Raw genomic sequence first — 15075 nt, forward strand, 5'->3', positions numbered from 1 at the left:
GTCATAGAGAATGATGTAAATGGAGGAAGAGCATTGTTAAAGGAACAAATACAGAAATTACTAGAACAAATAGATGGCGAAATATTTGAGGAAGAAATAGATTATATCGAAAAAAACGGATTACTTCCTAACAATAAACAGATTTTAGATTTAAAGGTAAATGAACCGTCGGCTAGATTTTCGGATGTGTATATGGAGAGAAGTCTGAAGGAAACCGATGAACTGATCAGCACTGAGACAGAGAGCTTTTTGGACAAGTCCGTAAACATTCTTAAAGAAAACATGGCTGAATTTCTATATATAGAATCAAAATGGTTTGATGTGATCGGAATAGATGCTATTTCTTTGGAAGTAGATGATGTATTTGGCACCTATGAAGCAATGTTTGGTCTTAAACTTAAGAAAAATGAAGAAACAAAGATTAGAGAATATGTTAAAGAAAAGGGTTTAGGGGAAACACCCAAATATAATCTCATGTTTAATCAACAAGATGGGTTATGGGATATGAATCTTACCCTAAATGATATCAAAGGTTTTGAAGAAAACATGTCAATTGGAGAAGTACTTCGATTTATATATAAGTATCTATTTAATTTAGTTGAAAAAATAGAAAAAAAGTAGATGTTAAAGGAAATGTTCTTGTATCTGAGCATTTCCTTTTCATTTTTTGCAAATAAAGTCTTTTTTGTTAGTTATTCACTTAAATATGAACAACAATAATCAACAACTGTATGTGCTTTTACTTGGAACGATTCGTTTGCCGGCACATAAAAAACACCTTGTCCATCAATTGATTTCCAATCTTCGCCAGCTAATTTATATTCTAACTGTCCAGATACAATATCCATTTCTTCTTTTACACTTGTTGAAAATTCATATTCACCAGGCTGCATGACCCCAAGTGTTTTCTTCGTACCATTACTAAATAAAATTGTTCGACTAGAAACTTTTCCTTCAAAATAAAGGTTTGCTTTCTTTTCAATCGTAATATTTTCAAATGTTGACATACACTACATCCTCTCAAGATCATTTAATCTAATTTATCACAAAATTTAGAATAGTGGAATAGAGTTTTGTATTTATGGAGAATAGGAATGTACCAGTTTGCTTAAGAGATAGATATTAGGTAAAATGAACAGTATTGTTAATTAGGTGAAGAATTGCGCGGTTAGGAGAAGGTAAAGTTGGATAGTTTCAATATGCAATTTTTGTATTGTATTTTAATTATTTCACTAGGTTATATCCTAAAAAGAGGTAATATTATTAAGGAGAAGGATGGGGAAGGTTTATCAAGAATTATATTCAATCTCACACTACCTTCAATTATCATTGTTACTTTTTCTGATATAACATTAGAATCATCACTATTTTTACTCATATTTATAGGTTTTCTTTATGGTGTCCTAATCGGGTTTTTCGGTCTTTTTGTCTTTCGGAAAAAGCAAAGAAATGTAAAGGGAATGCTCGGTATGATGGTACCGGGCTTGAATATCGGTCTTTTTGCGTATCCGCTTGTTGAAGCCATTTTTGGAAAAGAGGGGATCACTTATTTTGGTATGCTTGATGTAGGTAATGCCTTTATTGTTTTTGGTCTAAGTTATTTAATTGGCAGCTTTTACTCAAAAGAAGAGGTAAAATTAGACTTTAAGACAGTTGTAACAAAGATGTCAAAGTCGATCCCTCTTATGACCTATATTATAGTGGTTATTATCAATTTGATAGGTTTATCTTTACCATCTGTCATTGTAGATGTTGCAGATATAATTTCTGGTGCTAATATGCCATTATCATTATTGCTTTTAGGAATCTATTTGAATTTTTCTTTTGACAAAAGTTATGTAAAACTAATGTTGCAATATCTTGGACTGAGATATGGTGTTGGTTTGCTATTAGGTGTTCTGTGTTTCTTCGTTTTTCCTTTTGATGAAATGTTTAAATACACAGTATTGCTAGGCTTTTTATTGCCAACATCTATGTCTGTATTACCATATTCAGTAGAATTTGAGTATAATCAAAAATTTGTTGGAACTTTGTCTAATTTGACGATTATTATTAGCTTTATTTTGCTTTGGTTATTAGCGAATCTTTTTATAGGATGACTTACCTTTAGTACTTTATTTTGGTAAAATCTTTTTAGGGAACTGTAAGAGAGAAAGAAGGAAAGGCTCCATGGAATCATTTTTACAACAGAATAGTAAGAAAATGCTAAACTTTATAGAAAAACTGGTCAATATTGATAGTGGATCATACGATAAAAAAGGTGTAGATCAAATAGGGGAGATTTTAAGAAATTGCTATGAAAGTTTAGGATTTCAAGTCAAGGTCATTCCTCAAAAAGAGTATGGAAATCATTTAGTGATTGAACATAAAGAGTCGATGAATCCAAGTATTGTTATTCTTGCCCATATGGATACCGTCTTTCCAAAAGGGACAGTTCTGGAAAGATCGTTTAGAATTGAGGGGCAGCGTGCATATGGACCAGGTGTTATCGATATGAAATCAAGTCATGCTGTGGTTTTATTTGCGATAAAAGCTTTAATAAACGAGAGAAATGATGCGTACAAGCATTTAAAAATTATCCTTAACAGTGAAGAAGAAATTGGCTCACCCACCTCAAAATCTCTTATCGAAAAAGAAGCAAAAAACACAAAATATGCACTTGTGATGGAACCGGCTCGCAAGGATGGTTCTTTAGTCTCGGCACGAAGAGGAAAAGGAAACTACACGCTTATTGTAGAGGGCAAAGCAGCACATTCTGGTATTGAACCGGAGAAGGGCAGAAGTGCAATTGAAGAATTAGCCCATAAAATTATTCAATTGCACGAGCTTTCTGACCATGAAAATGGAATTAGTGTTAATGTAGGTTTAATTGAGGGTGGTTCAAGTGCCAATACAGTTTCAGACCATGCAGAAGCACAGATCGATGTAAGGATGAAGGAAATCGAGCAAGTGGAATTAATTGAAGAAAAGCTTGAGGAAATTTGTTCAACCACAGAAGTAGCGGGTACAAAGATCGTTCTAGAAGGGGAAATGAATCGTCCCCCAATGGAAAAAAACAAAAAAACACGGGCTTTGCTAAGATTAATACAAGCTGTTGGAGATGAAATTGGTATCGAAATAGAGGATACAGCCACAGGCGGCGGCTCTGATGCTTCCTTTACATCTTCTCTGGGAATTGCCACAATTGATGGTTTGGGTCCGATAGGTGGAAACGCACATAGTAACAAAGAATATTTGGAAATTCCAAGTCTTGTGGAAAGAACTCATTTACTGGCAACGATTATAAAACGATTGGTTGAAAAACAAAATATGTAGAAGAGACAAACTATAGAGGGTTTGTCTTTTTACTTTATACACCAGAAAATAGTGTAAGATATTAAAAGGTGTTAATAAGAACTTAAAGAAAAGCTATGTTTACTTGATTGAAAAGAATAATACAAAAAAATAAACAATATAATTGATTGATAGAATAATACACGTTTATAATGTAAGCGGTATCACTCGGGTTATAAGGAGGAGTTATTTATGATAAATGTAGCAATGTTAAGTAAATGGCATGTTCATGCGGTAGATTATGCAAGAGAAGCAAGAGAAAATAAACATATAAATATAAAAGTAGTTTGGGATGAAAAACCTGAAAGAGGTGAACAATGGGCAGAAGAATTAGGAGTTGCTTTTGAACCTGATTTAAGTAGAATTCTAAAGGATGAGACTATAGACGCAGTTATTGTTGATACACCGACAAACTTACATAAAGAAGTGATTATCCTTGCAGCTCAACATAAAAAACATATTTTTTCTGAAAAAGTATTAGCTCTTAGTGTAGATGATTGCCGTGATATGTTTGCGGCAGTAAAGGAACATAAAGTTAAGTTGATGCTTTCACTTCCTAGACTTACAACAAATTATTATTTATATGCACAACAGGTAATAGACCAGGGGTTATTAGGACAATTAACTTCAATCAGATGTCGATGTGCACATAATGGAGCCGTTCCATTTGATGAACATCCTCATGGCTGGTTACCTGAACATTTCTTTAATAAAGAGCAATGTGGCGGAGGCGCATTGATCGATTTGGGAGCACATCCTATTTACTTAACAAATAGATTAGCGGGAGAAGCAAAAGCAGTGACAGCAAGATTGCAAAAGACATTAGGACATGAGGTTGATGACAATGCAGTTGTTCTAGTTGAATATGTATCAGGTGCCTTAGGGATAATTGAAACGAGTTTCGTTTCATATGGTTCACCATTCAAACTTGAATTGTATGGGACGGAAGGGTGTTTATTGCTTGAAGAATCAAAAGCATATATTAATTGTAAGAAGCTAGGTGAAAGACAAATCAGTGTAGAAGATATGCCCGCATCATTGCCAATGCCGTTAGAACAATGGGTGGAATATATTCTTTATGACAAATTACCTTCCATTACTTTAGAGGATATGGAAAGCTTAACGTTAATAAACCAGCTCTCAGCATTATCCAATCATAATAAGGCTAAGATTGAAGTAGAATAGTTGACTGTAGCCTAAACATCTTTTTGGGATGTTTAGGCTTTTTATTCTTGTAGTTCGAATTGTTTCAAGAACTATTCCCAACCAAGTCTCCTGAAAAATACATAGGACTTATTTATTGTTTTATCATTCACAGGATGATATATTAGACATAACAACTATACTAAAAGGTGAATAACATATGAAGACTCCACTTTATGAGCAAATTTATGAGTATATTATTGATCAAGTAAATAAGGGTTTATTAAACCATGGTGATCGAGTTCCTTCAGAAAAAGAGCTTTCAGATAAATTTGACGTTAGTCGAATTACCTCTAAAAAAGCATTGGACTTACTGGCACAAAATATGATCATAGAAAGAATAAGAGGAAAAGGTTCATTTGTTTCTAAGCAATATAACGAGAAAGATCGTGAATCAAAAAATACAACCGTGACTATTGGCAGTGAAAAAAGGTATACATTTGCTCTTATTATACCCGGTTTTTCTGACAACTTTGGCACAACTTTAGTAAAAGCGATTGAAAAAGCATGTGCACAAAAGAATACAAATCTAATTATTAGGCAAACACATGGAAAAATAGAAGAGGAAGAAAAGGCAATCAAACAATTAGTTAATGACTCAGTTGACGGTCTCATTATTTTTCCTGTCCATGGTGAAAACTACAATGTTGAACTGCTTAAATTAAGTCTAAAAAACTTTCCACTTGTCTTGGTAGACCGCTATTTAAGAGGAATTCCTGCAAGCTCGGTTTGTACAGATAATCGACTAGCCGGTGAGCAACTCACTAATTATTTATTTACATTAGGTCACCAAAACATAGGCTTTATTTCATCCTCACCTGTTGGGACTTCTGCGATTGAAGAAAGAGTGCAAGGATTTCAACTGGCTTATTCAAAACAGGGGATTCAATTAAAACAAGAATTTATGTTGTTAACTTTACTGAATAGCCTTGAACAAACACAAGTAGAGCAAAGTCTATTCGAAACAAACTATGAAATCATAAAAAAGTTTGTTCAATCTAACCCAACAATTTCAGCATTTGTAGCATGTGAGTATGACTGGGCTTTATTGATATCAAAAGTATTACAGGACTTAGGTCATAAAATACCTGAAGATTATTCAATTGTATGTTTTGATTCACCAACACATCCTTATAAACGCCCGGATTACACTCATATCAAACAGAATGAAGTAGATATAGCAAATAAAGCAGTTGATATATTATCTGAGCATATTTTAAAGGGAGAAAAGGAACCTAAACATACTGTTATTGATTTCACATTTTTAGAAGGTAATTCAACTCAAACCCCAGTAAACACATACGATAGATAGAGATAAGGAGCTGCCTGAACCTGGGACAGCTCCTTATTTTAATTTGAAAATCTTTAAGAATCGTATTGACATACTAATATTAACTTGTTAATCTAACAACATACCATTAATAATATGTTGCTTTACTTGTTATAACATTTAAAGATATTTTTTTACATAATAATGTAAGCGCTATTATTTATTGGTGGTACATACAGCCTTGTTCTGCAGCACAGAAATGTGAAGGGGAAGGGAGGACCGATGTTTTTCTATTGATTAAGCATTTTCATCACAATTTTGAGGGGGATTGGAATGAAAAAGAAAAGAAAAGTTGGATTTTTAACATTGATCTTATTGATGACTATTTCACTTATTATCTCAGGCTGTTCATCAAACTCTAGTTCATCTGATGGTAAAGAAAGCGATGGAAAAACAACGGTGACATTCTGGCACTCCATGACAGATGTTACAGGTGAGGCTGTTGACGAAGTTATAAAAGCTTTTGAAGAAAAGCATCCGGATATTAAAATTAATGCAGTCTATACAGCGAATCAAGGGGAAGGACAGAACGAAAAATTATTAACAGCTGTGTCTGGAGGAAATCCGCCAGATGTTGCTTATTTTGATAGATTTGAAATTGGATCTTGGGCTGCTCAAGGATCATTAGAGGACTTGACTGAACTTGCTGAAGGAAGCGGAGTAACGAAAGATATGTATTATCCATTTGCATGGGAAGAAGCAAGTTATGAAGGGAAGCTATATGGCTTACCAACTTCCACTGATTCACGTTTAGTCTATTTTAACGTTGACCATTTTGAAGAAGTAGGCTTAGATCCAAATAACCCGCCTAAAACGATCGCAGAACTTGAGGCGGCAGCTGAAAAGTTAACCATTAAAGAGGGAAGCAGATTTCAACGAATCGGATTTATCCCTTGGTTTGGCCAAGGATGGCTATATGGATGGGGCTGGGCATTTGGTGGAGAGTTTTTCAATCCTGAAACAAATACAGCAACTGCAAACGATCCAAAAGTAGTGGAAGCATTACAATGGATGACTGATTACGCTCAAAAATATGATGTAGAAGATATTGCCGGCTTCACAGATTCACAAGGGACAGGTGCAATGGATCCGTTCTTAACTGGGCAACTAAGTATGAAAGTTAGTGGTCCTTGGGAAGTTTCCGCGATCAAAAAGTTTAAACCGGACTTAAACTATGGTGTATTTCCAATGCCAACGCCAACTGGAGAAAATCATACAACATGGTCAGGCGGCTGGTCGGTAGTCATTCCAAAAGGTGCGAAAAATAAAGACGCAGCCTGGGAATTTCTCAAGTTCTTTAGTGGTGAAGAAGGTCAAAAAATATTCAGCGGCATTTCAAGAGACTTTTCAGTTATCGATTCAGTCAATGAAGAACTTGGATATAAAGAAGACCCTATCTTAAAGGAATTTGTTGACATTTTACCTGTTTCACATCATCGACCTGTTATGACACAAGGATCTCTATATTGGAATGAATTAGCAAGTGCAGTGGAAAACGCAACAAGAGGAAATGGAACTCCTGAAGAGCTGTTAACAAAAGTCACAGACAAGGTTAACAAAGAGCTCAATAAATAAGAAGCAGGGGAGATGTTTTTCTCCCTTGCCTTTAAAATGACAGGAGGTAATTACAGGTGAAAAGCAATCCAATTAATGAAGCTACATCACAACATGTTCAAATTCGTCCAAAGCGTAAAAACTTATTTACTAATTTATCAGAATATAAATATGGAATTTTATTTGCCTTACCGTGGATTCTGGGACTTATTATCTTTTACGCAATTCCGTTATTTTCATCAATTTACTTTAGTTTTACAACATATAGTATTCTTCAACCCGGTGAGTTTATTGGACTTCAAAATTATAAAGATTTATTTCATGATCCTTTGTTCTGGAAATCAGTATACAATACGATCTATTTTACCGTCTTTTTTGTTCCATTAAGTATTATCTTTGGTGTTGCATTAGCAATGATGTTGAATATGAAAGTAAAGGGTATGGCTGTTTACAGAACAATCTTTTTCTTACCTACACTTGTTCCGCACGTAGCACTTGCTGTGTTATGGATGTGGCTCCTAAATCCTGGGTTCGGACTTGTAAATGGATTATTAAATACAATTGGAATTGAAGGACCGGCATGGCTTGGGAGTGAAACATGGTCAAAACCTTCCCTTATACTCATGTCTTTATGGGGAATTGGGCAGGCGGTGGTTATTTATCTTGCCGGGCTAGGTGATATACCTGATGATTATTATGATGCGGCAGATGTAGACGGGGCAAATTGGTTTCAGAAGACCTTTCATATTACCCTGCCTCTATTAACGCCTGTAATCTTTTTTAACTTGGTTATGGGAATTATTGGGGCGTTCCAGCAATTTACCTTACCTTACACATTAACTCAAGGTCAAGGGACACCAGCAAATTCATTAACTTTCTATGTAATGTATTTATATGACAATGGATTTAAATTCTTTAAGATGGGCTACGCATCAGCCATGGCTTGGATTTTGTTTATCATTATCATGGCGTTAACAGCGGTTGTATTTATTACATCTAAGCGCTGGGTTCATTATCAAGGAAAATAGGGGGGAAGAATATGGATGGAACAACAAAAAAAACTGTTTCCAGAAGTCTGGCACATATAATCTTAATTGTCGCATCTTTCTTTTTTTTAATTCCGTTTATTTGGATGGTATCAACCTCATTAAAGCCGTTGGACCAAGTGTTTACGTTTCCGCCTGAGTGGATTCCAAAGCCTTTTCAATGGAGTAATTATATTGATGCAATGAACTATATTCCGTTCTTCACCTATTTGAAAAACACGATCATCATCACATTATTCAGTACACTTGGTGCTGTATTATCTTGTCCGCTTGTTGCCTATAGTTTTGCAAAACTAAAGTGGCCGGGCAGAAACCTTCTATTTATTATCACAATTGGTGTCATGATGATACCAGGGCAGGTTACAATGATCCCGCTTTTCTTATTATTTGAGAAATTAGGATTAGTTGGAACCCCTTATCCTTTAATCATACCTGCATTTTTTGGCATTCCGTTTTATATCTTTCTATTAAGACAATTCTTTATGGGTTTGCCTGATAGTTTAAGAGAAGCGGCGAAAATAGATGGAGCAGGGGAATTTAGAATCTATTGGCAAATTATGCTGCCGCTAGCAAAACCTGCTGTCTTGGCAGTTGGCTTATTTCAATTTATGGCCAGTTGGACAGATTTTATCGGTCCATTACTCTATTTAACTGATTCGATTCAGTATACGTTATCACTTGGGCTTCAGCAATTCCAAAGTCAAAAAGGTTCTGAGTGGGGATTAATGATGGCAGTTTCAACCATGATGACCGTTCCGGTTATTATATTATTCTTCTTTTTACAGAAGACATTTATTAAAGGCATTACATTCAGTGGTATTAAATAAAATAATAGAGACTCAGTTGGAGGCGATGAAATTGAACAGACAAATCGGAATGAGGATTCCACCAAAACTTGGAGCAGATGGTATTGAATCATTAGCAAAATGGGCATCAAAAATAGGGATCGATGTGATTGATGTGCCATATTTCAATGAAGAGGTTAAAACAGCTCTAGAAACAAACGGGCTAGAAGTAGGTTCTGTTGATGGTCTTGGAGCGGTTGGACAAACAAAACTATTAAGCACAGATGAAAAGGTGCGCTTGCAAGCAGTCGAGTCAATAAATGCACAATTTAGCGAGATTGCAAGCTTAGGTGGCCGTGTTATCTTTATGTGTTTGGTTCCTGAAGATATCGCGATGGATCGAAAGGAAGCGTTCTCAATTTGGAAAGAAACATTTCCATCCATTGTTAAACAAGCTGAAAATGAAAATCTTTATATTGCCCTTGAAGGATGGCCTGGACCTGCCCCGTATTATCCAACATTAGGTACAACACCAGAAATGTTAAGAGCCATGTTTAATGAAATTCCGTCCAAGCATTTCGGGCTAAACTATGATCCTTCACACCTGGTAAGACTTGGTATTGATCACTTGCGAGTATTAACCGAGTTTGGTGATCGAGTGAATTATTGTCATGGGAAAGACACAGAAATCCTTCATGATGATCTCTACGAACATGGTATTTTACCTGCAACATTTGGTGCAAAATATGATTTCTCTGAAGGATCATGGCGCTACACAATACCTGGCCAAGGAGAGGTTGATTGGGGGAAGGTTGCTGTTCGTTTGGATAAAATTGGTTACCAAGGTCCAGTAAGTATTGAGTTGGAAGATCATCGATATTGGGGATCGCTTGAAGCAGAACGTCAAGGAATTATAAAAGCAAAAGAACATCTATCTATCTATTTTAAATAAAATTTGAGGAGGATTTTAACATGTCAAAAACAGTTAAAGTAGCGATTATTGGTTGTGGTGGTATTGCAAATGGAAAGCATATGCCAAGTTTGAAAAAAATAGAGGCAGTTGAGCTTGTTGCCTTTTGTGATGTGATTGTTGAACGAGCTGAAAAAGCGGCACAAGAATATGGAATAAAGGATGCAAAAGTGTATGAAAATTATCAAGATTTGCTTGAAGATGGAACGATTGAAGTAGTTCACGTGTTAACACCTAATGATTCACATGCAGTAATTTCGATCGCGGCTTTAGATGCTGGAAAGCATGTAATGTGTGAAAAGCCGATGGCAAAAACGTCCCAAGAGGCACGTGCGATGCTGGAAGCGGCAAAACGTTCAGGTAAGAAACTTACAATCGGGTATAATAACCGATTCCGCCCTGATAGCCAGCACTTACATAAACTATGTGAACGTGGAGATCTTGGAGAAGTTTACTATGCAAAGGCACATGCCATTCGCCGTCGCGCAGTTCCTACATGGGGGGTATTCCTCGATGAAGAGAAGCAAGGTGGTGGTCCTTTAATTGACATTGGTACACATGCACTTGATTTAACATTATGGATGATGAATAACTATAAACCGAAGTCTGTTATGGGCTCATCATTTCATAAGTTAAGCCAAAAAAGAAATGCAGCAAATGCTTGGGGACCTTGGGATCCTGAGAAATTTACAGTTGAAGATTCTGCTTTTGGTTTTATCACAATGGAAAATGGGGCTACGATCGTATTAGAGGCTAGCTGGGCACTAAATTCCTTAGATGTGGATGAAGCCAAATGTTCATTAAGTGGAACAGAAGGTGGAGCAGATATGAAGGATGGCTTAAGGATAAATGGAGAAAACTTCGGGAAGCTATATACGACAAATGTGGATCTTGGACCTGGTGGAGTAGCGTTTTATGATGGAAGCGTTGAATCTGATGCAGATTTAGAAGCACGGATGTGGATTGATAATATTCTTCATGATACAGAACCCGTTGTAAAGCCGGAAGAGGCATATGTTGTTACACAGATTTTGGAAGCAATCTATGAATCTGCTAAAACGGGAAAAGCGGTATATTTTGATGAAAAAGCAGCTCTTTTGTCAAACTCATAAGAAAGGAGAAATCTTATGAAACAAATCAAACTCGGTTTTATCGGTACAGGTGGTATCGCACATTTGCATGCAAAGCAAATGCTAGCCGAAAAAAATGTAGAAATTGAAGCAATAGCTGATCCAAGTGCTCATAATAGAGAACTCTTTCTTAAAACATTTAATCTATTAGAGGTGGAACAGTTTTCCGATCATCAAGAAATGTTAGAGAACAGTGCATTGGATGCTGTTATCATATGCTCTCCACATACACTTCATAAGCAGCATGTTGTTGATGCATTAGAGCATCAGTGTCATGTGTTAGTAGAAAAGCCAATGGCCTGTTCTGTGGAAGAATCAACTCTTTTGATTGATTTGGCAAAAGAGAAAGGGAAAATCCTGCAAGTATCCTATCAAAGGCATTTTGAACCTGCATTCTTGTATATACGAAATGCTATCTCAGATGGTGTCATTGGGAAGCTTACCTCTGTATCTGCCAACCTTTATCAAGAGTGGGGACATCTTTCGAAAAATACATGGAGACAGAATCCTGATCTATCCGGTGGAGGGATGCTGATGGATTCTGGTAGTCACATTATTGATGTCTTATTATGGACAACAGGATTAAAACCGCTGGAGATAAAGTCAACAATAGAAACACATGGACGTTCAGTTGAATTGGATTCGATTTCAACAATAAGGTTCGAAAATAATGTTATTGCAGGTCTCACTATAATTGGTAATGCACCTAGTTGGCATGAAACCTATGTATTTTGTGGAGAACAGGGAGCGATCTTTTTTGATAATGGGAAGTTATGGATTCGAAAATTAGGAGAAGAGCCGATCCTACCTGTACTTCCAGAACAAACAACAAATTCCGATCAAAGTTTTATTCGTTCAATATTAGGAGAACATGAAGTAATGGTGCCGGGAGATTTTGCGAAAGAAGTTGTAGGATTAACAGAAAAAATCTATCAATCTTCTGGCTACCAACCTCATTCAGCTCAGAAAGAGGGATCTCTATGACACAAGCTATTCAAATTGGTATCATCGGGAGCGGTGGGATTGCAGCAGCACATGCACGAGCCTATAAGAAAATGCCAGATGTGAAGATCGTTGCAGTTGCAGATGTGATTCCAGGTAAAGCAAAGGAATTCATTGAAAAACTTGAATTAAAAGATGCAAAAGCATTTGATGATCATCGGGAACTTTTACAGTTAGATCTTGATGGAGTCAGTATTTGTACTCCAAATGTTGCCCATCATCCAACAACAGTTGATTCTTTATCAGCTGGTAAACATGTCTTAGTAGAAAAACCGATGGCTGTTACATTACAACAGGCAATCGAAATGGTAGAAGCATCTAAAAAAGCTGACCGTATGTTATCGGTTGGATTTCAACCAAGATATGACCCTAATATGCAAGCGGTAAAAGAGCTTGTTCAATCAGGTCAACTAGGAAATGTTTATTATGTTCAAGCTGGTGGAGGGCGTCGCCGCGGTATGCCTCGTGGAACGTTTATTAATAAAGAGCTTGCAGGCGCAGGGGCAATGGCAGACATAGGGTGCTATTCGTTGGATTTAGCATTAAATACACTTGGTTATCCAAAGCCACTTACCGTTTCTGCGTACACGTCGAATCATTTTGGTACAAATCCTCTTTATCATCAAGAGGCAGATCGGTTCGATGTAGAAGATTTTGGTACCGCCTTTATTCGATTAGAAGGTGGAATTGTACTGAACTTTAAAATATCCTGGGCCATGCATATGGATTCTCTTGGACCAACTCTATTTTTAGGAACAGATGCCGGTTTAAAATTAACACCAGCCGGAAGTGGACCATGGAGCGGAGTTTGGGACGGTGGAATTGGTGAAATTAGCATGTTTCATGATATAAAAGGTCACCACGTTGAAACAGAGATTCCAGTTAAACAACATCAGCTTGACATTTTTTATGAAAAAGTCCGGGATTTTGTTGTGAGCATAAAAGAAAGCAGGTCTGCCCCAATACCTGGTGAACAGATTGTCATTAATCAAGCGATTATTGATGGAATTCTACGATCTTCAGATGAAGGTAGAGAAGTTTCTGTCGATATTCCCAATTTCAAATAGATGGACCAAAGAGAGAAAGAGGGATCTTTCTCTCTTTGTTATTGTAGTACGTTGGTCGGAGTGTTAATGTCGAAAAATGTCTAATCGAAAATATATTTCGGAAATCGAAAATAAATCTTTATAATCGTTGATATAATGGTAAAATCGAAGATAAATCTAAAAAATCGAAGATAAAATGATCGAACCATTAAAAAGGGAGATGAACCATTATTAATTCTCAAGATGACACGTTATCGACCAAGAAGATTCTCATGTTCTTTGTACCTTTAGGATTGTCAGCGAGTTTAGTTACGTTTTCCCACATGATTATCAACGGAACATTAACGAGAGGGAATAACGCAGAAATTATTATCGCAAGTTATGTCGTAGCGATGAGCTTGTTTGGCATTACAGAACGGTTGGGAGTATTGCTGCGTAATGCCTGCTCTGCCTTAGTGCGCGACAAAGTTTCGTTTCATGCTATGTCGACTGTAAGTGCTTATGTTGTATTAGGGTTAATGCTGGCTGCTGCTTCCATTGCTTTTACTCCTATAGGAAAGTGGATATTCTCAACATTTTTCGGAGCAGATCAAAGCATGATATCGGAAATAATTAGTGTGTACCAAGTTCTCATCTTTGTCACGTTTTTTTCTGCAATAAGGTGCTTATTTCAGGGTGTTATTATTTTGAATAGACAAACAAAATGGTTAACGATTGGGATGATCATCCGTTTGGTTGTTATGTATCTTTTGTCTTTATATTTTATAGAAACGGGGAATATCAATGCCCGAACAGGGGCGATTATCTTTTTATCAGGAATGATGGTAGAGAGTTTAATCAGTTTTCTGGAAGGAAGAGTACTTGTGAAAAAAATGGTCGATAAAGACCCAACACATTCGATCCGAACAAAGAAACAGATATTTCAATTTTATCATCCTCTTATTCTTTCTTCGTTAATTATCGTCATGGTTGGACCGGTGATCAATTCCTTTTTAGGGAAAACGAATGAAATTGAATTAGCCATTGCGTCTTATGCGATTGCCCTAAGCATTACGCAATTATTTTTAAGCTTTTTTACATATACACATCAAATTGTTTTGACTTTTCACAAAGACCATCCTCAAAAGGTGCAGCAGTTTACGTTTATGATTGGATTTATTCCGACATTAATATTAGCTGTTTTTTGTTTTTCACCAATCGGTCCATTTTTTATTGAACATGTTTTAGGAGCAAATGATCGTCTTGTTACATCAAGTCTTGACTGTCTTTATGTCTTTATGCTGATGACACTGGCTTTTCCGTTTATTGATTATTGTAATGGTTTACTAATGGTAAAAAAACAGACTAAAATAATGGTTTACTCACAATCTACAAATCTTATTTTTACATTCCTCGTCCTTCTTATTATCTCAACCGTTTTTCCGCACTGGAACGGAAGAATCGGTGCTATAGCTCAATCTGTCGGAATGCTTTCTGAACTTGGTATATTAGCTTTTATTTTGTTCAGCAGAGGAAAGAAAAATCAGCTTCGTCACACGGAAAAGAATTTTGTGAATGGATGAATCTTTTTCAAAATCAATATTTTGTAATAGAAACACCACAAATCCTTTGTGATAATAAAGGGCTTGTGGTGCAAAACTTCCCGGAAAGAGAAGGTATACACTTCCAATTCCAGT

The 15075-nt window shown here is 36.2% G+C and carries 14 protein-coding genes; 13 read left to right on the plus strand and 1 reads right to left on the minus strand.

Annotation, left to right across the window (positions count from 1 at the left end):
• Positions 1-33: 33 nt before the first annotated feature.
• Positions 34-621, plus strand: coding sequence for a branched-chain amino acid aminotransferase (locus LC095_RS06810; RefSeq protein ID WP_226527450.1), 588 nt, complete (start codon positions 34-36; stop codon positions 619-621).
• A 71-nt stretch (positions 622-692) separates the two neighbouring features.
• Here the strand turns inward: LC095_RS06810 and LC095_RS06815 are convergent, their stop codons facing one another.
• Positions 693-1007, minus strand: coding sequence for a pyrimidine/purine nucleoside phosphorylase (locus LC095_RS06815; protein ID WP_226527451.1), 315 nt, complete (start codon positions 1005-1007; stop codon positions 693-695).
• Positions 1008-1184: 177 nt separating this feature from the next.
• Between LC095_RS06815 and LC095_RS06820 the strand changes: the two genes are divergently transcribed.
• The 12 genes from LC095_RS06820 (at position 1185) to LC095_RS06875 (ending at position 14961) form a co-directional block, all read left to right on the plus strand.
• Positions 1185-2099: an AEC family transporter gene (locus LC095_RS06820; RefSeq protein ID WP_226527452.1), complete on the plus strand. Its 915-nt coding sequence runs from the start codon at positions 1185-1187 to the stop codon at positions 2097-2099.
• A 70-nt stretch (positions 2100-2169) separates the two neighbouring features.
• A complete protein-coding gene (locus LC095_RS06825; protein ID WP_226527453.1) occupies positions 2170-3315 on the plus strand; it encodes a M20 family metallopeptidase in 1146 nt (381 codons plus the stop codon).
• 210 nt (positions 3316-3525) lie between these two features.
• Positions 3526-4518 (plus strand): Gfo/Idh/MocA family protein, encoded by a 993-nt coding sequence (locus tag LC095_RS06830; protein WP_226527454.1) that lies wholly within the window; start codon positions 3526-3528, stop codon positions 4516-4518.
• 178 nt (positions 4519-4696) lie between these two features.
• Positions 4697-5848 carry a GntR family transcriptional regulator gene (locus LC095_RS06835; protein WP_226527455.1) on the plus strand — a complete coding sequence of 384 codons (1152 nt, stop codon included), beginning with the start codon at positions 4697-4699 and terminating at the stop codon, positions 5846-5848.
• Positions 5849-6139: 291 nt separating this feature from the next.
• On the plus strand, positions 6140-7441 hold the full coding sequence (locus tag LC095_RS06840; RefSeq protein WP_226527456.1) for an ABC transporter substrate-binding protein: 1302 nt from the start codon (positions 6140-6142) through the stop codon (positions 7439-7441).
• Positions 7442-7497: 56 nt separating this feature from the next.
• Positions 7498-8448 carry a carbohydrate ABC transporter permease gene (locus LC095_RS06845; protein ID WP_413467464.1) on the plus strand — a complete coding sequence of 317 codons (951 nt, stop codon included), beginning with the start codon at positions 7498-7500 and terminating at the stop codon, positions 8446-8448.
• A gap of 11 nt (positions 8449-8459) precedes the next feature.
• Positions 8460-9293 (plus strand): carbohydrate ABC transporter permease, encoded by an 834-nt coding sequence (locus LC095_RS06850; protein WP_226527457.1) that lies wholly within the window; start codon positions 8460-8462, stop codon positions 9291-9293.
• A gap of 25 nt (positions 9294-9318) precedes the next feature.
• A complete protein-coding gene (locus LC095_RS06855) occupies positions 9319-10203 on the plus strand; it encodes a sugar phosphate isomerase/epimerase family protein (protein WP_226527458.1) in 885 nt (294 codons plus the stop codon).
• A gap of 20 nt (positions 10204-10223) precedes the next feature.
• Positions 10224-11333 (plus strand): Gfo/Idh/MocA family protein, encoded by a 1110-nt coding sequence (locus LC095_RS06860; RefSeq protein ID WP_226527459.1) that lies wholly within the window; start codon positions 10224-10226, stop codon positions 11331-11333.
• Positions 11334-11348: 15 nt separating this feature from the next.
• Positions 11349-12335, plus strand: a complete 987-nt coding sequence (locus LC095_RS06865; RefSeq protein ID WP_226527460.1) for a Gfo/Idh/MocA family protein — start codon at positions 11349-11351, stop codon at positions 12333-12335.
• Positions 12332-13420 carry a Gfo/Idh/MocA family protein gene (locus LC095_RS06870; RefSeq protein ID WP_226527461.1) on the plus strand — a complete coding sequence of 363 codons (1089 nt, stop codon included), beginning with the start codon at positions 12332-12334 and terminating at the stop codon, positions 13418-13420. Before LC095_RS06865 ends, LC095_RS06870 begins: the two co-directional genes overlap by 4 nt.
• A gap of 302 nt (positions 13421-13722) precedes the next feature.
• On the plus strand, positions 13723-14961 hold the full coding sequence (locus LC095_RS06875; protein WP_226527462.1) for a multi antimicrobial extrusion protein MatE: 1239 nt from the start codon (positions 13723-13725) through the stop codon (positions 14959-14961).
• Positions 14962-15075: the final 114 nt, after the last annotated feature.

The sequence above is a fragment of the Metabacillus niabensis genome (assembly GCF_020524345.1).
Classification (GTDB): Bacteria; Bacillota; Bacilli; order Bacillales; family Bacillaceae; genus Metabacillus; species Metabacillus niabensis_B.